Raw genomic sequence first — 20861 nt, 5'->3', positions numbered from 1 at the left:
CGTGGGCGATCTGCCCACTGGAGACTCCGGGTCGGTCCTTGACGGAGATGGTGGTCCGACGGCAGACTATTGGACCCCATTGGACAGGCTTGCCTGGATCATGTAGCCTATTGCTTTGCGCTGCCTTTTCTCTCGCCCTCGCTCGAGTTCTCAACTTGACTGGGGCGGCTTGGCGTGCGCTCCCAGCACCGATGTGATTTTGCGAGCCCGTGGAAGGACGCCCCTTGGTCGCCTCGCGCAACCCCCAGTCCGACAGCATTTCCAACGTCACCGGCCCCCGCCGCATCTCCTTCGCAAAGATCTCCGAGCCTCTCCAGGTTCCGGATCTGCTTGCGCTTCAGGTGGACAGTTTCGACTGGCTGGTCGGTAACGAAACGTGGCAGGCCCGTGTGGCCGCCGCCGAGGCCGAGGGGCGGTCGGACCTGTCCGGCCCCAGCGGCCTAGAAGAGATTTTCGAGGAGATCTCCCCGATCGAGGACTTCAGCGGCACCATGTCGCTGTCGTTCCGCGACCACCGCTTCGAGCCTCCGAAGAACACGGTGGACGAATGCAAGGAGCGGGATGTCACCTACTCCGCGCCGCTGTTCGTCACCGCCGAGTTCATGAACAACGAAACCGGTGAGATCAAGAGCCAGACCGTCTTCATGGGCGACTTCCCGCTGATGACGCGCAAGGGCACCTTCGTCATCAACGGCACCGAGCGGGTCGTCGTGTCCCAGCTCGTCCGCTCGCCCGGTGTGTACTTCGAGCGCACCCCGGACAAGACGTCCGACAAGGACATCTTCACCGCCAAGATCATCCCGTCGCGCGGCGCGTGGCTGGAGTTCGAGGTGGACAAGCGCGACATGGTCGGCGTCCGCCTGGACCGCAAGCGCAAGCAGAACGTCACCGTCCTGCTCAAGGCGCTCGGCTGGACCGACGCGCAGATCCTGGAAGAGTTCGGCGACTACGAGTCGATCCGGCTGACCCTGGAGAAGGACCACACCTCCGGGCAGGACGACGCGCTGCTCGACATCTACCGCAAGCTGCGTCCGGGTGAGCCGCCGACCCGCGAGGCCGCGCAGGCGCTGCTGGAGAACTACTACTTCAACGGCAAGCGCTACGACCTGGCCAAGGTCGGTCGCTACAAGATCAACAAGAAGCTCGGCCGTGACGAGGCGCACGACATGGCGGTGCTGACCGTCGACGACATCGTCGCCACGATCAAGTACCTGGTCGCGCTGCACGAAGGCAAGACCGAGCTGCCGGCCCCGAAGGGCGAGATCGTCGTCGAGGAAGACGACATCGACCACTTCGGCAACCGTCGGCTGCGGACCGTCGGTGAACTGATCCAGAACCAGCTGCGCACCGGCCTGGCCCGGATGGAGCGCGTGGTCCGGGAGCGGATGACGACCCAGGACGTCGAGGCGATCACGCCGCAGACCCTGATCAACATCCGTCCGGTGGTGGCGGCGCTGAAGGAGTTCTTCGGTACGTCGCAGCTGTCGCAGTTCATGGACCAGACCAACCCGGTCGCGGGCCTGACCCACAAGCGCCGGCTGAACGCGCTCGGCCCGGGTGGTCTGAGCCGTGAGCGGGCCGGCTTCGAGGTCCGTGACGTGCACCCGTCGCACTACGGCCGGATGTGCCCGATCGAGACGCCGGAAGGCCCGAACATCGGTCTGATCGGCTCGCTCGCGTCGTACGGCCGGGTGAACGCGTTCGGCTTCGTCGAGACGCCGTACCGCAAGGTTGTCGACGGCCAGGTCACCGACCAGGTGGACTACCTGACCGCCGACGAGGAGGACCGCTTCGTCATCGCTCAGGCCAACGCCGCGCTGAACGACGACAACCGGTTCGCCGAGGAGCGCGTGCTGGTCCGTCGCCGTCACGGCGAGGTCGAGCTCGTGCCGGTCGACGACGTGGACTACATGGACGTCTCGCCGCGCCAGATGGTGTCGGTGGCGACCGCGCTGATCCCGTTCCTCGAGCACGACGACGCCAACCGCGCGCTGATGGGATCGAACATGCAGCGCCAGGCGGTGCCGCTGATCACCTCGGACGCCCCGCTGGTCGGTACCGGCATGGAGTTCCGCGGTGCGGTCGACGCCGGAGACGTGGTTGTCTCCGACAAGCCCGGTGTGGTCAAGGAGGTCTCGGCCGACCTGATCGAGATCGCGGCCGACGACGGCACCTACCAGACCTACCGGATGGCGAAGTTCCGCCGGTCGAACCAGGGCACCTGCATCAACCAGCGCCCGCTGGTGGACGCCGGTCAGCGGGTCGAGATCGGTACGCCGCTGGCCGACGGTCCGTGCACCGACGAGGGCGAGATGGCCCTCGGCCGCAACATGCTGGTCGCGTTCATGACGTGGGAGGGCTACAACTACGAGGACGCGATCATCCTCAGCCAGCGCGTCGTACAGCAGGACCTGCTGACCTCGATCCACATCGAGGAGCACGAGGTCGACGCCCGCGACACCAAGCTGGGGCCGGAGGAGATCACCCGGGACATCCCGAACGTCTCCGACGAGATGCTGTCCGACCTGGACGAGCGCGGCATCATCCGGATCGGCGCCGAGGTCACCACCGGTGACATCCTGGTCGGCAAGGTCACGCCGAAGGGCGAGACCGAGCTGACTCCGGAGGAGCGGCTGCTGCGCGCGATCTTCGGTGAGAAGGCGCGCGAGGTCCGCGACACGTCGCTGAAGGTCCCGCACGGCGAGGAGGGCACCGTCATCGGCGTCCGGGTCTTCGACCGGGACAACGGCGACGAACTGCCGCCGGGCGTCAACCAGCTGGTCCGGGTGTACGTCGCCCAGAAGCGGAAGATCTCGGTCGGCGACAAGCTGGCCGGCCGGCACGGTAACAAGGGCGTCATCTCGAAGATCCTTCCGGTCGAGGACATGCCGTTCCTCGAGGACGGCACCCACGTCGACGTCATCCTGAACCCGCTGGGCGTGCCCGGCCGGATGAACGTCGGCCAGGTCCTGGAGACCCACCTCGGCTGGATCGCCAGCCGCGGCTGGGAGGTCGACCCGGAGAACGAGGAGGAGTGGGCGCAGCGGCTGATCAAGATCGGCGCCGGTGCGGCCGAGCCGATGACGAACGTCGCCACTCCGGTGTTCGACGGCGCCACGGAGGAGGAGGTCACCGGCCTGCTCAGCTCCACGCTGCCGAACCGGGACGGCGTCCGGATGGTCAACGGGCAGGGCAAGGCGAAGCTGTTCGACGGTCGTTCGGGTGAGCCGTTCCCGGACCCGATCGGTGTCGGCTACATGTACATCCTGAAGCTGCACCACCTGGTCGACGACAAGATCCACGCTCGTTCGACCGGTCCGTACTCGATGATCACGCAGCAGCCGCTGGGTGGTAAGGCCCAGTTCGGTGGCCAGCGGTTCGGCGAGATGGAGGTGTGGGCCCTGGAGGCCTACGGTGCCGCCTTCGCGCTGCAGGAACTGCTCACCATCAAGTCGGACGACGTGGTCGGCCGCGTCAAGGTGTACGAAGCGATCGTCAAGGGCGAGAACATTCCGGAGCCGGGTATCCCGGAGTCCTTCAAGGTTCTGGTCAAGGAAATGCAGTCCCTGTGTCTGAACGTGGAAGTGCTCTCGTCCGACGGAAGCCGGGTCGAGATGCGCGACAGCGAGGAGGACGTCTTCCGTGCAGCGGAGGAACTGGGCATCGACCTGTCCCGGCGCGAGCCGAACAGCGTCGAGGAGGTCTGAGCGGGTTGCCGCTTGAGATCAACAACCAACTCACTCAGACCATTTTTAGCAACGGGAGATAACACATCGTGCTCGACGTGAACTTCTTCGACGAGCTTCGGATCGGCCTGGCGACCGCGGATGAAATCCGCCAGTGGTCGCACGGCGAGGTCAAGAAGCCCGAGACGATCAACTACCGGACGCTCAAGCCCGAGCGTGACGGCCTGTTCTGCGAGAAGATCTTCGGTCCCACCCGGGACTGGGAGTGCTACTGCGGCAAGTACAAGCGCGTTCGCTTCAAGGGCATCATCTGCGAGCGGTGTGGCGTCGAGGTCACCCGCTCCAAGGTGCGCCGCGAGCGGATGGGCCACATCGAGCTGGCCGCGCCGGTCACCCACATCTGGTACTTCAAGGGTGTCCCGTCGCGGCTCGGCTACCTGCTCGACCTCGCCCCGAAGGACCTGGAGAAGGTCATCTACTTCGCGGCGTACATGATCACCGACGTCGACGAGGAGTCGCGGCACCGCGACCTGTCCTCGCTCGAGGGCCGCGTGGACGTGGAGCGCAAGCAGCTCGAGAACCGTCGTGACAACGACATCGAGACGCGGATGAAGAAGCTCGAGGAGGACCTGGCGCAGCTCGAGGCCGAGGGCGCCAAGGCCGACGTACGCCGCAAGGTCAAGGAAGGCGCCGAGCGTGAGGTCAAGCAGCTGCGCGACCGCTCGCAGCGTGAGATCGACCGCCTCGACGAGGTCTGGACCCGGTTCAAGAACCTGAAGGTCCAGGACCTCGAGGGCGACGAGATCCTCTACCGCGCCATGAAGGAGCGGTTCGGCAAGTACTTCGAGGGCGCCATGGGTGCCGCCGCGATCCAGCGCCGGCTGGAGACCTTCGACCTGAAGGCCGAGGCGGACAACCTGCGCGAGACGATCAAGACCGGTAAGGGCCAGCGCAAGACCCGCGCCCTGAAGCGGCTGAAGGTCGTCACCGCGTTCCTGGCCACCAACAACAGCCCGATGGGCATGGTGCTCGACTGCGTTCCGGTGATCCCGCCGGACCTGCGGCCGATGGTCCAGCTCGACGGTGGCCGGTTCGCCACCTCCGACCTGAACGACCTGTACCGCCGGGTGATCAACCGGAACAACCGGCTCAAGCGACTGCTCGACCTGGGCGCGCCGGAGATCATCGTCAACAACGAGAAGCGGATGCTGCAGGAGGCCGTCGACGCGCTGTTCGACAACGGCCGCCGTGGCCGTCCGGTCACCGGCCCGGGCAACCGGCCGCTGAAGTCGCTGTCCGACATGCTCAAGGGCAAGCAGGGCCGGTTCCGTCAGAACCTGCTCGGCAAGCGCGTCGACTACTCCGGCCGTTCGGTCATCGTCGTCGGCCCGCAGCTGAAGCTGCACCAGTGCGGTCTGCCGAAGGCGATGGCGCTGGAGCTGTTCAAGCCGTTCGTGATGAAGCGGCTGGTCGACCTCAACCACGCGCAGAACATCAAGTCCGCCAAGCGGATGGTCGAGCGTCAGCGCGCCCAGGTCTGGGACGTGCTGGAAGAGGTCATCACCGAGCACCCGGTCCTGCTCAACCGTGCACCAACCCTGCACCGGCTGGGCATCCAGGCGTTCGAGCCGCAGCTGATCGAGGGCAAGGCGATCCAGATCCACCCGCTCGTCTGCTCCGCGTTCAACGCGGACTTCGACGGTGACCAGATGGCGGTGCACCTGCCGCTGTCGGCCGAGGCGCAGGCCGAGGCCCGGATCCTGATGCTGTCGACGAACAACATCCTGAAGCCGGCCGACGGTCGTCCCGTCACGATGCCGACCCAGGACATGATCATCGGCATCTACTTCCTGACCATGCTGAAGGAAGGCGCCAAGGGCGAGGGCCGGGCGTTCAGCTCGGTGGCCGAGGCGATGATGGCCTTCGACCGCAGCGAGCTGGCACTGCAGGCCAAGATCACCATCCGGCTGAGCGGTTCGGCGGCTCCGCAGGGCGCGCTCGAGCTGGACAACGGCGGCTTCGCGCTGGAGACCACGCTGGGGCGGGCGCTGTTCAACGAGGCGCTGCCGGCGGACTACCCGTTCGTCGACACCGAGGTGGGCAAGAAGCAGCTCGGCGGGATCGTCAACGACCTGGCCGAGCGGTACACCAAGGTCGAGGTCGCGCACGCCCTGGACGCGTTGAAGGACCTCGGTTACTACTGGTCCACGCGTTCCGGCGTGACGGTGTCGATCGACGACTTCAGCACGCCGCCGTCCAAGCCGGAGATCATGGCGCGGTACGAGTCCCAGGCCGAGAAGGTCCAGAAGCAGTTCGAGCGGGGTCTGATCACCTCGTCCGAGCGGCGCCAGGAGCTGATCGAGATCTGGACCGGCGCCAACGCCGAGGTCGGTAAGGCGATGGAGGAGAACTTCGCCAAGGACAACCCGATCTGGATGATGGTGCACTCGGGCGCCCGAGGCAACATGATGCAGATCCGGCAGATCTCCGGTATGCGTGGCCTGGTGGCCAACCCGAAGGGCGAGATCATCGCCCGGCCGATCAAGTCCAACTTCCGTGAGGGCCTGTCGGTGGTCGAGTACTTCATCGCCACCCACGGCGCCCGGAAGGGTCTGGCCGACACCGCGCTGCGGACCGCCGACTCGGGGTACCTGACCCGTCGTCTGGTGGACGTGTCGCAGGACGTCATCATCCGCGAGGAGGACTGCGGCACCGAGCGGGGCCTGCCGAAGCAGATCGGCGAGAAGGACCCGTCCGGCAAGGTCGTGCACGCCGAGAACGTGGAGACCAGCGCGTACGCGCGGACCCTGGCCACCGACGCCCTGGACGCCGACGGCAACGTCGTGCTCGCCGGCGGCGCCGACCTGGGCGACGTGTCGATCGCGAAGCTGGTCGCGGCCGGGCTCGAGGAGGTCAAGGTCCGGTCGGTGCTCACCTGTGACGCCAAGACCGGTACCTGCGCGAAGTGCTACGGCCGTTCGCTGGCGACCGGCAAGCCGGTCGACATCGGCGAGGCGGTCGGCATCATCGCGGCCCAGTCCATCGGTGAGCCGGGTACGCAGCTGACGATGCGGACCTTCCACACCGGTGGTGTCGCAGGTGATGACATCACCCACGGTCTGCCGCGTGTGGTCGAGCTGTTCGAGGCGCGTCAGCCCAAGGGCAAGGCGCCGATCTCGGAGGCCGCGGGCCGGATCGCGATCGAGGACACCGACAAGACCCGGAAGCTGGTGCTCACCCCGGACGACGGTTCCGAGGAGGTCGCCTACCCGGTGTCGAAGCGTGGCCGCCTGCTGATCGAGGACGGTCAGCACGTCGAGGTCGGTCAGCAGCTGACGCAGGGTACGCCGGACCCGCAGGAGGTTCTGCGGATCCTGGGTGTCCGCAAGGCGCAGGAGCACCTGGTGGACGAGGTCCAGGAGGTGTACCGGTCGCAGGGTGTGGCCATCCACGACAAGCACATCGAGATCATCGTCCGGCAGATGCTGCGCCGGGTCACGGTGATCGAGTCCGGCGAGGCGAACCTGCTGCCGGGCGAGCTGGCGGACCGGATCATGTTCGAGGCGGAGAACCGTCGCGTCGTGGCCGAGGGCGGTACGCCGGCCTCGGGCCGTCCGGTGCTGATGGGTATCACCAAGGCCTCGCTGGCGACCGAGTCGTGGCTGTCGGCCGCCTCCTTCCAGGAGACGACCCGCGTCCTCACCGAGGCCGCGATCCACGGCAAGTCCGACTCGCTGGTCGGTCTGAAGGAGAACGTCATCATCGGCAAGCTGATCCCGGCCGGTACGGGTATGGACCGGTACCGCAACATCCGGGTGGAGCCCACCGAGGAGGCGAAGGCCGCGATGTACTCGATGGTCGGCTACGAGTCGTACGACTACGACTTCGGCCCGTCCAGCGGTCAGTCGGTCCCGCTCGACGACTTCGACCTCGGTTCGTACAAGAACTGAGCGCAGTCACTCCGCCGAGGGCGGCGCTTCCCGAACCGGGAGGCGCCGCCCTCGCGCTGTATCCGAACCCCTGAGCAGTGGCCGCCCCAAACCGGTTTGGGGACGGCCGCCGCCCGATTTGGGGAGAACAATCTCCCCAAACTGGCTAGGCGGCGCTGCGAGCGACGGAACAACCGGCCGAGCAGGCGCGAGCGGTGCCGGTCCAGCCTCGAAGGCGGAGGGCAGTAGCCACCTGTGCGGCTGCCAGGCATGGCTGGCCGATCAGTTGGTAGCCGAATCGCAGGGTCAGGTTGCCGCTCATCGCCGTGGAATTGTCCCGGTGCATGTCGCGCCACCGCGACTCGGAGTCCGAATGACCGGCGTGCCCGTCGAGCTCGATGACGAGTCCGTAGGGCGAGTACAGGACGTCGCGATATCGGACGCTTCGGCCAGACCCGTCTGTCGACTCGACCCGGGCCTGCCGCTCAGCGCTCGGCAGGGCATGCGCCCGCTCGACTCGGCGCAAGTAGACCTGCTCCAGGAACGACTGCACACCGTCCGCAGCGTCCAGCACGATCCGGCGGAGCACCTGGCGAGCGGGCAGTCTGGTGAGCGAGTCGAGTTCGGCGAGCAGACGCTGGGGAGTAGTAGCGCGCTGGCGGCAGACATCGAGTAGCAGAGCGGCCTGCCGGGGCGCGTTCGGGTCTGCACTCGCTCTCATCAGAGCCGCGACTTCGAGCCGCACGATCGGGGGTGTCCGGGAGCCGTGTAGTTGCGCTGCGAAACCGCGATGGCGGCTGACGAGAACCCCAGCCCGCTGGTCGACCCTGCGCGAATGCGGTACCGCGAGGTGAATGCGATCGTCTCCTGGAACTCCCTCGACGCCGTACCAGCGCAGCGCCGTGGCTCCAGTGAGGGCGGCATCCGGGCCGTAGGCGAGCCAAGCGGCCCAGACCCGGGTCTCCCACGGCAGCGGCCCGGTGAAGTCGACGTACACACCGCCGTGGATCTGCTGGATCTGCCGCGCACGACGCCGCCGCGAAAGGACCTTGTCCGTGATCCCGTGCGCGACCGCCTGATGTCTGCTGAAGGCGCCCGACTGCCGGTGACGCAGCTCCCTGAACGATCGGGTCAGTCTCTGGTCCGTCTCGTCAGGTGGGTCAGCGTCCCGCACCGCTTCGACGTTTCGCATGGCAACTCCTCTCGACGGATCGCCCGCGGATCCTCTGCCAGAGAAGATGCACCGCCGACCACCTGTCCCGCCCGACCATTTGCCTCCTGTGCAAACCCGATGCGAGCCACCACCGCTTCGACGCCGAGCTCTCGTGGCGCCCTCCGTCGCCCAAACCGGTTCGGGGAGGCGAGCAGCTCGATCCGGGTGGATGATCCTCCCCAGTCTGGATTGGTCTCGTCCCCGAACCGGTTTGGGGAGTTCTCCCTCCGGGAGTGGATGGGGACTCTTGCCGGGCCGATGGAGAGGGAGGGGACGGGGGTGATCGTGCGGCGCGTGAGGTTTGGGCGGGGTGGGGCGGCACTTCCCTGCTGGGAGGTGCCGCCCTCGGCGTATTTACGCGCCAGTACGACGGGTGCCGGAAAAGACACTCGGGGTGGCGGCTGTAAAGGTGCCCGTCATGCGCCAAGATTGGTGCATGACGGATCTGCCGGCCTACCTGCGGCCTTTCGTCTTGGGGGTTCTGGAAGGTTCTGACGTACGCGTCGATCGCCTGGGGGAGATCGACCTGTACCGCCCGCCCGGTACCGCCCGAGGCGGAGCAATTCTCTTTGTGCACGGGGGACCTGGACCCGCCGGCCTCGAGGTGATGCCTCGGGACTGGCCGGTCTACAAGGGCTACGCGACGGCTGCCGCCAGGCGGGGCCTGGTGGCCGCGGTCGTCGACCACAGCCTGATCCACGGCCTCGACCGACTGGTCGTGGCCGCGGACGAGGTGGAGGCAGCGGTCGGCGTACTGCGTTCCGACCCACGGGTCGACCCCGATCGGGTCGGACTGTGGTTCTTCTCCGGCGCCGGCCTGCTGGCCGGGGAGTGGCTGGACAGCCGCCCCGACTGGCTGCGCTTCGTCGCCCTGACCTACCCCCTGCTCGCCACCCCGCCCGGTGTCGACGATTTGGTAACCGCCGCCGAAGTGATCGGCAAACACAAGGACCTGCCGGTGCTGCTGACCAGAGCTGGACTCGAGCGTGAGGAGCTCGCCGGTCCGGTAGCGGAGTTCGTCTCCGCGGGCGGCGCCGCGCTGGACATCATCGACGTACCGAAAGGGCACCACGGGTTCGACATGCTCGACCACACCGAAGAATCACGCGCCGCCGTGACCAAGGCTCTCGACTGGGCGATCGCCCACCTCGGCGAAGAGCCTGGCGCCGACGGCAAGCTCCTCGTCCCACCCCCGGCCAAGAAGAAGACCACCACGACCCGCCGTACGACGCCTGCAGCCAAAGCAGCCGTCGCGGTGCAGGAACCCCTGACTCCGGCTGAACCCGCTACTCAGCCGCCCGTCACCCCCGCACCCAGCACCCCCGCCCCAGCCGCTCCTGTCGCGGCACAGCCCCCGCTGGTGGGCCTGGGAGCCGCGACGGTCGCGGCCGTCACTGCCGACACCCCGGCCGCGCGGGTGATCGGCCGTGAGCACGCGGCGTACGACGCACACGACCTCGAGGCCTTCCTGGCCATGTACTCGCCGACCGCCCGGATCCTGCTCGCGGACGGCTCCGAGCTGAAGGGCCGCCGGTTCCTGCGCGAGTTCTACCGCCCGCGCTTCGCCGCCGGCCGCTGCAAGACCGAGGTCGTCCAGCGGCTGATGGTGGGGGAGTGGGTGGTGGAGCATGTGGTCGCGTACGACGACGGCGAATCCACCCCGCAGCTCGCCCTCTACCGGGTCGCCGACGGCCTGATCACCGACGTCGAGTTCCGTGCCTGACCCGATCGACCATCTCACCGAGTTCGAGCGGGCGGCCGAGGACTTCGCGGCCGCCCTCGGATGGGTCGATCCCGGTGCGGACGTGCCGGCCTGTCCGGGCTGGACTGTCGCCGACCTGGCCCTGCACGTGGGGTCAGGTCAGCGCTGGGCCGCGTCGATCCTGCTCTCCGGCACCGCCCAGAAGGTGCCGGAGGTGCTGCGGACGACGATCTCCTGGCCGGATTGGTACACCGGTACGGCCGCCGCGTTGGTGGCCGCGATCCGTGCGGTCGACCCGGACGAACCGTGCTGGAACTTCGCTCCGGTGGAGCAGCGGGCGGGATTCTGGGCCCGGCGGCGCCTGCATGAGACGGTGATCCATCTGGTGGACCTGATCCAGGCCGGGGTTGCGGCGGGGGAGCAGGTCGACAGTGGTCTGGCCGTCGTACCTGCGGCGGTCGCGGCCGACGGCGTGGACGAGGTGTTCGAGGTGTTCCTGCCCCGGCTGCTGGCCCGCGGGTTCGCGCCGGCGGTGACCCGGCAGGTCGGCGTACGGGCCACCGACACCGGGCACGAATGGACGCTGACGCCTGTGTCACAAGGCGATCCACCGCACGTCGAGCGCGGCAAGGCGGCCGGAGAAGCGGTCCTGTCGGGCACCGCCTCCGAGCTCGACCTATGCCTGTGGAAGCGCTTGCCGGGAACGGCTCTGACGGTCGAGGGAGACGCCGCGATCGCAGCGGAGTTCCTGGCCGGAAGGGCCACGGCGTAGACCCTGTAGACTAAAAGCGCGGAAGCCTCTCTACTGCGGTCAGTTACTCATTTTGACCGTGCTTGAGGCACCCGCTAGTCTTAACGATCGTGCCCGGGGTCTTTCCTGGGCCGTCATGCGTGCCCCTCGTCCAACGGATCGGGCCGCGTGGCACGGGACTCCTGCCGACAGTCTGGAAGATTACGGCTTCGGTCTGCTCGTGCGCACGCGACACACCCGACCGCGGGGGTCAGGCAAAAGCTACAAACCCAGCCGGACGACAGAAAGAGACCCACGCGGTGCCCACCATTAACCAGCTGGTCCGCAAGGGCCGCCAGGACAAGGTGTCCAAGAACAAGACGCCCGCCCTGAAGGGTTCCCCTCAGCGTCGTGGTGTGTGCACGCGCGTCTACACGACCACGCCGAAGAAGCCGAACTCCGCGCTTCGTAAGGTTGCGCGTGTCCGCCTGACCAGCGGTATCGAGGTCACCGCCTACATTCCCGGCGTCGGCCACAACCTGCAGGAGCACTCGATCGTGCTCGTGCGTGGCGGTCGTGTGAAGGACCTCCCGGGTGTCCGGTACAAGATCATCCGCGGTTCGCTCGACACCCAGGGTGTGAAGAACCGGAAGCAGGCTCGCAGCCTCTACGGCGCGAAGAAGGAGAAGAGCTAATGCCGCGCAAGGGCCCCGCCCCGAAGCGCCCGGTCATCATCGACCCGGTCTACAGTTCGCCGCTCGTCACGCAGTTGATCTCCAAGATCCTGGTCGACGGCAAGAAGCAGATCGCGCAGAGCATCGTGTACAACGCGCTCGAGGGCACTCGCACCAAGACCGGCACCGACCCGGTGATCACGCTGAAGCGTGCGCTGGACAACGTGAAGCCGAGCATCGAGGTGAAGAGCCGCCGCGTCGGTGGTGCCACGTACCAGGTGCCGATCGAGGTCAAGCCGGGTCGCTCGACCACGCTCGCCCTGCGCTGGCTGACGTCGTACTCCCGTGCGCGTCGCGAGAAGACCATGTCCGAGCGCCTGATGAACGAGATCCTGGACGCGTCCAACGGTCTCGGTGCGTCGGTGAAGCGCCGCGAGGACACGCACAAGATGGCCGAAGCCAACAAGGCTTTCGCCCACTACCGCTGGTGATCCGGGGTCCGATCCGGACCCCAGCGCTCACCCCTTTGACGCAGTACAGAATCGAGAGGTAGACCACCGAGGTGGCCGTACAAATCACCACCGACCTGGCCAAGGTCCGCAACATCGGGATCATGGCCCACATCGACGCCGGCAAGACGACGACGACCGAGCGGATCCTCTTCTACACCGGTATCACCTACAAGATCGGTGAGGTCCACGACGGCGCCGCCACGATGGACTGGATGGAGCAGGAGCAGGAGCGCGGCATCACGATCACGTCCGCCGCGACGACCTGCACCTGGAAAGACCACACCATCAACATCATCGACACCCCGGGCCACGTCGACTTCACCGTCGAGGTGGAGCGTTCGCTGCGTGTCCTCGACGGTGCCGTCGCGGTGTTCGACGGTGTCGCCGGCGTGGAGCCGCAGTCGGAGACCGTTTGGCGTCAGGCCGACCGGTACGGCGTACCCCGCATCTGCTTCGTGAACAAGCTGGACCGCACCGGCGCCGAGTTCATGCGCTGTGTCGACATGATCGTCGACCGGCTGGCCGCGGTGCCGCTGGTGCTGCAGCTGCCGATCGGGGCCGAGGCCGACTTCATCGGCGTCGTCGACCTGATCGGGATGCGCGCGCTGACCTGGCGCGGCGAGACCACGATGGGTGAGGACTACACCGTCGAGGAGATCCCGGCGACGCACACCGAGATCGCCGCCGAGTGGCGCGACAAGCTGATCGAGACGCTGGCCGAGGCCGACGACGAGATCATGGAGATGTACCTGGAGGGCGACGAGCCCACCCAGGAGCAGATCGTCGCGGCGATCCGGCGGGCGACCATCGCCAGCAAGCTGACCCCGGTGCTGACCGGCACGGCGTTCAAGAACAAGGGCGTCCAGCCGCTGCTGGACGCGATCAACGCCTACCTGCCGAGCCCGATCGACGTCCCGGCCATCGAGGGCCACGACGTCAAGGACGCCGAGCAGGTCGTGCTGCGCAAGCCGGACGACAGCGAGCCGTTCTCGGCGCTGGCGTTCAAGATCGCGGCCGACCCGCACCTGGGCAAGCTGACCTTCATCCGGGTGTACTCGGGCAAGCTCGAGACCGGCACCCAGGTGCTGAACCCGACGAAGGGCCGCAAGGAGCGGATCGGCAAGATCTACCGGATGCACGCGAACAAGCGTGAGGAGATCGCGTCGATCGGCGCCGGCCACATCGTCGCCGTGATGGGCCTGAAGGACACCACCACCGGTGAGACCCTGTGCGACCCGGCCAAGCCGGTCGTGCTGGAGTCCATGCAGTTCCCGGCCCCGGTCATCTCGGTCGCCATCGAGCCCAAGTCGAAGGCCGACCAGGAGAAGCTGGGCGTCGCGATCCAGCGGCTCGCCGAGGAGGACCCGACCTTCCAGGTCCGGACCGACGAGGACACCGGCCAGACCATCATCGCCGGTATGGGCGAGTTGCACCTCGAGGTGCTGGTCGACCGGATGAAGCGCGAGTTCCGCGTCGAGGCCAACGTCGGCAAGCCGCAGGTCGCCTACCGCGAGACCATCAAGAAGAAGGTCGAGAAGGTCGACTACACGCACAAGAAGCAGACCGGTGGTTCGGGTCAGTTCGCGCGCGTGATCATCAACGTCGAGCCGACCTCGGTCGAGGCCGGCGGCGAAGGCGGCTACGAGTTCGTCAACTCCGTCACCGGTGGCCGCATCCCCCGGGAGTACATCCCGTCGGTGGACGAGGGCGCCCAGGAGGCGATGGAGTTCGGCGTACTGGCCGGCTACCCGATGGTGGACGTCAAGGTCACGCTGACCGACGGCGCCTATCACGATGTCGACTCGTCCGAGCTCGCCTTCAAGATCGCCGGTTCGATGGCCTTCAAGGACGCCGCCCGCCGGGCGACTCCGGTCATCCTCGAGCCGATGTTCGCGGTCGAGGTCATCACGCCCGAGGACTACATGGGTGAAGTGATCGGCGACCTCAACTCGCGCCGTGGCCAGATCCAGTCGATGGACGAAGGCCCCGGTGGCAGCCGGGCCATCAAGGCCCTGGTGCCGTTGTCCGAGATGTTCGGGTATGTCGGCGACCTGCGGTCCAAGACCCAGGGCCGCGCGTCCTACTCGATGCAGTTCGATTCCTACGCCGAGGTTCCGAAGAACGTGGCGGAAGAGATCATCAAGAAGGCCCGGGGCGAGTAACTTCTCGCTCCTGACCACCACACCCAAAGCGCGTCGGCGTACGGCGTAGTCAACATTTATCCAGGAGGGCCCCAGTGGCGAAGGCGAAGTTCGAGCGGACCAAGCCGCACGTCAACATCGGCACCATCGGTCACATCGACCACGGTAAGACCACGCTTACCGCGGCGATCACCAAGGTGCTGCACGACAAGTACCCGACCCTCAACGAGGCGTCGGCCTTCGATCAGATCGACAAGGCGCCCGAAGAGCGTCAGCGCGGTATCACCATTTCCATCGCGCACGTCGAGTACCAGACCGAGGCCCGGCACTACGCCCACGTCGACTGCCCGGGTCACGCGGACTACATCAAGAACATGATCACCGGTGCGGCTCAGATGGACGGTGCGATCCTGGTCGTCGCCGCCACCGACGGCCCGATGCCGCAGACGCGTGAGCACGTGCTGCTCGCCCGTCAGGTCGGCGTGCCGGCGATGGTCGTCGCCCTGAACAAGTGCGACATGGTCGACGACGAGGAGATCCTGGAGCTCGTCGAGCTCGAGGTTCGCGAGCTGCTCTCGGAGCAGGAGTTCGACGGCGACAACGCACCGGTCATCAAGGTCGCGGCGCACCCGGCTCTGCAGGGCGACGCCAAGTGGGGCGAGTCGATCCTCGAGCTGATGGACGCGGTCGACAACTACATCCCGCAGCCGGAGCGCGAGATCGACAAGCCGTTCCTGATGCCGGTGGAGGACGTCTTCACCATCACCGGTCGCGGCACGGTCATCACCGGCCGGATCGAGCGCGGTGTGGTCAAGGTCAACGAGACCGTCGACCTGATCGGCATCCGCGACGCCAAGCAGACCACCACGGTCACCGGCATCGAGATGTTCCGCAAGCTGCTCGACGAGGGCCAGGCCGGTGAGAACGTCGGTCTGCTGCTTCGTGGCACCAAGCGCGAGGACGTCGAGCGCGGCATGGTTGTCATCAAGCCGGGCACCACGACCCCGCACACGAACTTCGAGGCGTCGGTCTACATCCTCTCCAAGGAGGAGGGCGGCCGTCACACGCCGTTCTTCCAGAACTACCGCCCGCAGTTCTACTTCCGTACCACCGACGTCACCGGTGTCGTCACGCTGCCCGAGGGCACCGAGATGGTCATGCCGGGCGACAACACCGACATGTCGGTCGAGCTGATCCAGCCGATCGCCATGGAGGACGGTCTGAAGTTCGCGATCCGTGAAGGTGGCCGCACTGTCGGCGCCGGCCGGGTCACCAAGATCATCAAGTGATCCCACGAGGTCCGCGAGGGCTCCAGTACTGAGCCTTCGCGGACCTCTGCTTTGCGCCTGATCCGGCGCTCAGGTGGTTCCGGATCGGGCGTGAAGCCACCCGATTGGCGTTCCGGCGCCCATCGATGGCACAATATTCAGGTTGCTCAGGCGAGGCCGCCGGGGTGCGCCCCAGATCTTCTTGATCTGGCTGGTGCGCTGGACCGGAGACCATGCCGAGGTTCCGGTCCGAGACCGGGCCCCGATCTCCAATCCAGGTCGACGAAGCGGTGGGTCACGCGCGTTCCGCGCACGCGACACACCCGACCGCGGGGGTCGGAGCAACGAAGGCGAAGACGATAGAGAAGGACAAAGCGAAGCGATGGCGGGACAGAAGATCCGCATCCGGCTGAAGGCCTACGACCACGAGGTCATCGACAGCTCGGCACGCAAGATTGTCGACACGGTGACGCGTACTGGTGCGAAGGTTGCTGGCCCGGTGCCGTTGCCGACGGAAAAGAACGTGTTCTGCGTCATCCGCTCGCCGCACAAGTACAAGGACAGCCGCGAGCACTTCGAGATGCGCACCCACAAGCGGCTCATCGACATCATCGACCCCACGCCGAAGACCGTCGACTCGCTGATGCGTCTCGACCTGCCGGCCGGCGTCGACATCGAGATCAAGCTCTGAGGGACGCGAACAGCCAATGAGCAAGCTAAAGAACACGCGCGGTCTGCTGGGCACCAAGCTCGGCATGACCCAGACCTGGGACGAGAACAACCGCGTCGTCCCCGTGACCGTGGTCCAGGCCGGCCCGTGCGTCGTGACCGAGGTTCGTACCTCGGCCAGCCACGGGTACGACGGCGTCCAGATCGCCTTCGGCGACATCGACCCGCGCAAGGTGACCAAGCCGATGCGCGGTCACTTCGACAAGGCCGGCGTGACGCCGCGGCGCCACCTGCTGGAGCTGCGCACCGCCGACGCCAGCGAGTACACCCTGGGCCAGGAGATCAAGGCCGAGGCCTTCGAGGCCGGTGAGCGGGTCGACGTTTCCGCGACCAGCAAGGGCAAGGGTTTCGCCGGTGTCATGAAGCGGCACGGCTTCCACGGTCTGCGCGCCACCCACGGTGTGCACAAGAAGCACCGCTCGCCGGGTTCCATCGGCGGCTGCGCCACCCCGGGCCGGGTCTTCAAGGGCCTGAAGATGGCGGGCCGGATGGGCCACGAGCAGGTCACCACGCAGAACGTGTCTGTTCACGCGATCGACGTCGAGCGCGGCCTGATCCTGATCAAGGGCGCCGTTCCCGGCCCCAAGGGCGGCCTCGTGCTGATCCGCAACGCCGCGAAGGGAGCTGCGAAGTGAGCACGGTCGACGTCGTCGTCGTGAAGGGCGACAAGGTCAGCAAGAAGGGTTCCGCCGAGCTTCCGGCCGAGCTGTTCGACGTCCAGGTCAACGTGCCGCTGATCCACCAGGTCGTGGTGGCCCAGCTGGCCGCGGCCCGCCAGGGTACGCACAAGGTGAAGTCCCGGGGCGAGGTGTCCGGCGGTGGCGCCAAGCCGTACCGCCAGAAGGGCACCGGTCGCGCCCGCCAGGGCTCGACCCGCGCGCCGCAGTTCACCGGTGGTGGCGTCGTCCACGGCCCCACGCCGCGTGACTACAGCCAGCGGACCCCGAAGAAGATGATCGCCGCCGCGCTCCGCGGTGCGCTGTCCGACCGGGCCCGTGACGGCCAGGTGTTCGTGGTCGAGAGCTTCGTGGACGGCGACAAGCCCTCCACCAAGTCGGCCCTGAAGGTGCTGGGCGAGGTGACCGAGCCGGGTAAGGCGTTGGTCGTCGTCGACCGCGCCGACGAGCTCACCTGGCTGAGCCTGCGCAACGTGCAGCACGTGCACCTGATCGCTGCCGACCAGCTGAACGCGTACGACGTTCTGGTCAGCGACGCGATCGTGTTCACCAAGAGCGCGCTCGACTCGTTCGTCGCCGGCGCGCCGAAGGGCAAGTCCGTCAAGGCCGTCGCAACGTCGACTGAGGCCGAGGAGGTAGAGGCATGAGCCACGGAGTCAACAAGGACCCGCGTGACGTGCTGCTCCGGCCGGTCGTGAGCGAGAAGAGCTACGGCCTGCTGGACGAGCAGAAGTACACGTTCGAGGTCGCACCGGACGCCAACAAGACCGAGATCAAGCTCGCGGTCGAGAAGGTCTTCAAGGTCAAGGTCAGCGACGTCAACACCCTCAACCGCAAGGGCAAGCGGCGCCGGACCCGGTCCGGCTTCGGTAAGCGCCCGGACACCAAGCGGGCGATCGTGACCCTCAAGGGCGACGACCGCATCGACATCTTCGGAGGCCAGTCGTAATGGGAATCCGCAAGTACAAGCCGACAACGCCGGGCCGTCGTGGCTCGAGCGTGGCCGACTTCGTCGAGCTCACCCGTTCGACCCCCGAGAAGTCGCTGCTGCGTCCGCTGCCGAAGAAGGGCGGCCGGAACAACTCCGGCAAGATCACCACCCGGCACCACGGTGGCGGTCACAAGCGGGCGTACCGGCTGATCGACTTCAAGCGGTACGACAAGGACGGCGTGCCGGCCAAGGTCGCGCACATCGAGTACGACCCGAACCGGACCGCGCGGATCGCGCTGCTGCACTACGTCGACGGCGAGAAGCGCTACATCCTCGCCCCGACCAACCTGAAGCAGGGCACGGTCGTCGAGAACGGCCCGGCCGCCGACATCAAGATCGGCAACAACCTGCCGCTGCGCAACATCCCGGTCGGCTCCACGATCCACGCTGTCGAGCTGCGTCCGGGTGGTGGCGCCAAGATGGGCCGCTCCGCCGGTACCAGCATTCAGCTGGTCGCGAAGGAGGGTCGGATGGCAACCCTGCGGATGCCGTCCGGCGAGGTCCGGATGGTCGACGTACGCTGCCGCGCCACCCTCGGTGAGGTCGGCAACGGCGAGCAGTCGAACATCAACTGGGGCAAGGCGGGCCGGATGCGCTGGAAGGGCAAGCGCCCGACCGTCCGCGGTGTCGCGATGAACCCGGTCGACCACCCGCACGGTGGTGGTGAGGGTAAGACCTCGGGTGGACGTCACCCGGTGTCCCCGTGGGGCCAGCCGGAAGGCCGGACCCGCACCCGCAAGGAAAGCGACCGAATGATCGTCCGGCGCCGCAAGGCCGGCAAGAAGCGCTGATAGGGAGCCGGCCACAATGCCACGCAGCTTGAAGAAGGGCCCGTTCGTCGACCACCACCTGGCAAAGAAGGTGGAGGTGCAGAACGAGAAGGGCACCAAGAACGTCATCAAGACCTGGTCTCGCCGATCGATGATCGTGCCGGACATGATCGGCCACACGATTGCGGTGCACGACGGCCGCAAGCACGTGCCGGTGTTCGTGACGGACTCGATGGTCGGGCACAAGCTCGGCGAGTTCGCCCCGACCCGGACGTTCAAGGGTCACGAGAAGGACGACCGGAAGTCACGGCGTCGCTGATCCCGCTGGGACAGTGACGAAGCGAAAGCAATCTACGGAGAGATTCGAACATCATGAGCGTTCAAGAGCGTAGGGCGATCAGCGCCCGTCGCGAGAGCCTGCTGGGCGAGCAGCCCGGGGCCTTCGCGGTCGCGCGCTTCGTCCGCGTGACGCCGATGAAGGCGCGCCGCGTGGTCGATCTGGTGCGCGGTCTGGGCGTCGACGACGCACTCGCCACTCTGAAGTTCGCCCCGCAGGCCGCTGCCGCGACCGTGTACAAGGTCGTCGACAGCGCCGCGGCGAACGCCGAGGGCACCGAACACCTGAACCGCGCCGACCTGGTCGTGGCGAAGGCCTACGTGGACGAGGGTCCGACGCTGAAGCGTCACCGCCCGCGTGCACAGGGCCGGGCCACCCGGATCGACAAGCGGACGAGCCACATCACCGTGGTCGTCGCGCCGCGCGTCGAGGCCGAGCCGGTCGAGAAGGCACCGGTCAAGAAGGCAGCCGCGAAGAAGTCCGCGGACACCGCTGACACGGCGAAGAAGGCACCGGCGAAGAAGGCAGCCAAGAAGGTCGCCGACAAGCCGGCCGAGGCCGCCGAGAAGCCGGCCAAGAAGGCGACCGCCAAGAAGGCGGCCACCAAGAAGGCCACCGCTGAGAAGAAGGAGTCCTGACGTGGGACAGAAGGTAAACCCGCACGGGTTCCGTCTCGGCATCAGCACCGACCACAAGAGCCGTTGGTACGCCGACAAGCTGTACAAGGACTATGTGGGCGAGGACGTCAAGATCCGTCGTCTGCTGAGCAAGGGCATGGAGCGCGCCGGTATCTCCCGTGTGGAGATCGAGCGCACCCGTGACCGGGTCCGGGTCGACATCCACACCGCTCGTCCGGGCATCGTCATCGGTCGCCGCGGCGCCGAGGCGGACCGGATTCGGGGCAGTCTGGAGGAGCTCACCGGCAAGCAGGTGCAGCTGAACATCCTCGAGGTGAAGAACGCCGAGGTCGACGCTCAGCTGGTCGCACAGGGTGTGGCCGAGCAGCTGTCCGGCCGCGTGGCGTTCCGCCGCGCGATGCGCAAGGCGATGCAGACCACCATGCGTGGCGGCGCCCTGGGCATCCGGATCCAGTGCTCCGGCCGGCTCGGTGGCGCGGAAATGTCGCGGTCGGAGTTCTACCGCGAAGGCCGCGTCCCGCTGCACACGCTGCGGGCCGACATCGACTACGGCTTCTACGAGGCCCGCACGACCTTCGGCCGGATCGGCGTGAAGGTCTGGATCTACAAGGGCGACGTCGCCGGCACTCGCGCCGAGCGTGAGGCGCAGGCCGCTGCTCGCGCCGCTACCCAGCAGCGTGGCCGTCCGGCCCGTCGTGACGGTGGCGACCGCGGTGACCGTGGCGGTCGCGGTGGTGACCGTGGCGGCCGTCGTGACGACCGCCGTGACAACCGTCGTGACAACAACGCGGCCCCTGCGGCCGCCGAGGCGTCCGCGCCGGCGGCTGACAAGCCTGCCGAGACGACCGGAACGGAGAGCTGAAC

16 protein-coding genes and 1 pseudogene are annotated in these 20861 nt (G+C 67.1%); 16 read left to right on the top strand and 1 reads right to left on the bottom strand.

Features of this window, described 5'->3' with window-relative positions; translation table 11 throughout:
* Positions 1-224: 224 nt before the first annotated feature.
* Entirely contained in the window at positions 225-3707 is a 3483-nt protein-coding gene (gene rpoB / locus E0H45_RS05655) for a DNA-directed RNA polymerase subunit beta (RefSeq protein ID WP_131335188.1), read from the top strand.
* A 68-nt stretch (positions 3708-3775) separates the two neighbouring features.
* On the top strand, positions 3776-7636 hold the full coding sequence (locus E0H45_RS05650; protein WP_131335187.1) for a DNA-directed RNA polymerase subunit beta': 3861 nt from the start codon (positions 3776-3778) through the stop codon (positions 7634-7636).
* A gap of 145 nt (positions 7637-7781) precedes the next feature.
* Here the strand turns inward: E0H45_RS05650 and E0H45_RS05645 are convergent, their stop codons facing one another.
* A complete protein-coding gene (locus E0H45_RS05645; protein ID WP_131335186.1) occupies positions 7782-8807 on the bottom strand; it encodes a hypothetical protein in 1026 nt (341 codons plus the stop codon).
* 457 nt (positions 8808-9264) lie between these two features.
* Here E0H45_RS05645 and E0H45_RS05640 point away from each other — a divergent pair, with 457 nt between their 5' ends.
* The 14 genes and pseudogenes from E0H45_RS05640 (at position 9265) to rpsC (ending at position 20859) form a co-directional block, all read left to right on the top strand.
* Entirely contained in the window at positions 9265-10551 is a 1287-nt protein-coding gene (locus E0H45_RS05640) for a nuclear transport factor 2 family protein (RefSeq protein WP_131335185.1), read from the top strand.
* Positions 10544-11302 carry a maleylpyruvate isomerase N-terminal domain-containing protein gene (locus E0H45_RS05635; protein WP_131335184.1) on the top strand — a complete coding sequence of 253 codons (759 nt, stop codon included), beginning with the start codon at positions 10544-10546 and terminating at the stop codon, positions 11300-11302. The genes E0H45_RS05640 and E0H45_RS05635 overlap by 8 nt, the downstream gene beginning before the upstream one ends.
* A gap of 278 nt (positions 11303-11580) precedes the next feature.
* Positions 11581-11955: a 30S ribosomal protein S12 gene (gene rpsL, locus E0H45_RS05630; protein WP_130384649.1), complete on the top strand. Its 375-nt coding sequence runs from the start codon at positions 11581-11583 to the stop codon at positions 11953-11955.
* Positions 11955-12425: a 30S ribosomal protein S7 gene (rpsG, locus tag E0H45_RS05625; RefSeq protein WP_130384648.1), complete on the top strand. Its 471-nt coding sequence runs from the start codon at positions 11955-11957 to the stop codon at positions 12423-12425. Before rpsL ends, rpsG begins: the two co-directional genes overlap by 1 nt.
* Positions 12426-12547: 122 nt before the next feature.
* Positions 12548-14608, top strand: a complete 2061-nt coding sequence (fusA, locus tag E0H45_RS05620) for an elongation factor G (RefSeq protein WP_238154974.1) — start codon at positions 12548-12550, stop codon at positions 14606-14608.
* A gap of 74 nt (positions 14609-14682) precedes the next feature.
* Positions 14683-15876 carry an elongation factor Tu gene (tuf, locus tag E0H45_RS05615; protein WP_131335182.1) on the top strand — a complete coding sequence of 398 codons (1194 nt, stop codon included), beginning with the start codon at positions 14683-14685 and terminating at the stop codon, positions 15874-15876.
* Positions 15877-16237: 361 nt separating this feature from the next.
* Positions 16238-16546, top strand: coding sequence for a 30S ribosomal protein S10 (gene rpsJ / locus E0H45_RS05610; RefSeq protein ID WP_012923688.1), 309 nt, complete (start codon positions 16238-16240; stop codon positions 16544-16546).
* A gap of 16 nt (positions 16547-16562) precedes the next feature.
* Positions 16563-17219, top strand: coding sequence for a 50S ribosomal protein L3 (gene rplC / locus E0H45_RS05605; protein WP_131335181.1), 657 nt, complete (start codon positions 16563-16565; stop codon positions 17217-17219).
* On the top strand, positions 17216-17908 hold the full coding sequence (gene rplD / locus E0H45_RS05600) for a 50S ribosomal protein L4 (RefSeq protein ID WP_131335180.1): 693 nt from the start codon (positions 17216-17218) through the stop codon (positions 17906-17908). Before rplC ends, rplD begins: the two co-directional genes overlap by 4 nt.
* Positions 17905-18210, top strand: a complete 306-nt coding sequence (gene rplW / locus E0H45_RS05595) for a 50S ribosomal protein L23 (protein WP_130384643.1) — start codon at positions 17905-17907, stop codon at positions 18208-18210. Before rplD ends, rplW begins: the two co-directional genes overlap by 4 nt.
* Positions 18210-19043 (top strand): 50S ribosomal protein L2, encoded by an 834-nt coding sequence (rplB, locus tag E0H45_RS05590; protein ID WP_130384642.1) that lies wholly within the window; start codon positions 18210-18212, stop codon positions 19041-19043. Before rplW ends, rplB begins: the two co-directional genes overlap by 1 nt.
* Before the next feature lie 16 nt (positions 19044-19059).
* Complete coding sequence (gene rpsS / locus E0H45_RS05585; RefSeq protein ID WP_130384641.1) at positions 19060-19341, top strand: 30S ribosomal protein S19; 282 nt, start codon at positions 19060-19062, stop codon at positions 19339-19341.
* A 53-nt stretch (positions 19342-19394) separates the two neighbouring features.
* Positions 19395-19850: pseudogene (rplV, locus tag E0H45_RS05580) on the top strand (50S ribosomal protein L22); the annotation flags it as partial.
* A gap of 148 nt (positions 19851-19998) precedes the next feature.
* Positions 19999-20859: a 30S ribosomal protein S3 gene (gene rpsC, locus E0H45_RS05575; protein WP_131335178.1), complete on the top strand. Its 861-nt coding sequence runs from the start codon at positions 19999-20001 to the stop codon at positions 20857-20859.
* Positions 20860-20861 lie beyond the last annotated feature (2 nt).

Source organism: Kribbella soli (assembly GCF_004331345.1).
Taxonomy (GTDB): Bacteria; Actinomycetota; Actinomycetes; order Propionibacteriales; family Kribbellaceae; genus Kribbella; species Kribbella soli.
Note: the sequence above shows the minus strand (reverse complement) of the source record. Positions and strands in the feature narration are given on the sequence as shown.

Coding starts and splice junctions, on each gene's coding strand:
- E0H45_RS05645 (WP_131335186.1), bottom strand. CDS start 8,807: ATGCGAAACGTCGAAGCGGTGCGGGACGCTGACCCACCTGACGAGACG.
- E0H45_RS05640 (WP_131335185.1), top strand. CDS start 9,265: ATGACGGATCTGCCGGCCTACCTGCGGCCTTTCGTCTTGGGGGTTCTG.
- fusA (WP_238154974.1), top strand. CDS start 12,548: ATGGCCCACATCGACGCCGGCAAGACGACGACGACCGAGCGGATCCTC.
- rplC (WP_131335181.1), top strand. CDS start 16,563: ATGAGCAAGCTAAAGAACACGCGCGGTCTGCTGGGCACCAAGCTCGGC.
- rplW (WP_130384643.1), top strand. CDS start 17,905: ATGAGCCACGGAGTCAACAAGGACCCGCGTGACGTGCTGCTCCGGCCG.
- rplB (WP_130384642.1), top strand. CDS start 18,210: ATGGGAATCCGCAAGTACAAGCCGACAACGCCGGGCCGTCGTGGCTCG.
- rpsG (WP_130384648.1), top strand. CDS start 11,955: ATGCCGCGCAAGGGCCCCGCCCCGAAGCGCCCGGTCATCATCGACCCG.
- rpsJ (WP_012923688.1), top strand. CDS start 16,238: ATGGCGGGACAGAAGATCCGCATCCGGCTGAAGGCCTACGACCACGAG.
- rpsS (WP_130384641.1), top strand. CDS start 19,060: ATGCCACGCAGCTTGAAGAAGGGCCCGTTCGTCGACCACCACCTGGCA.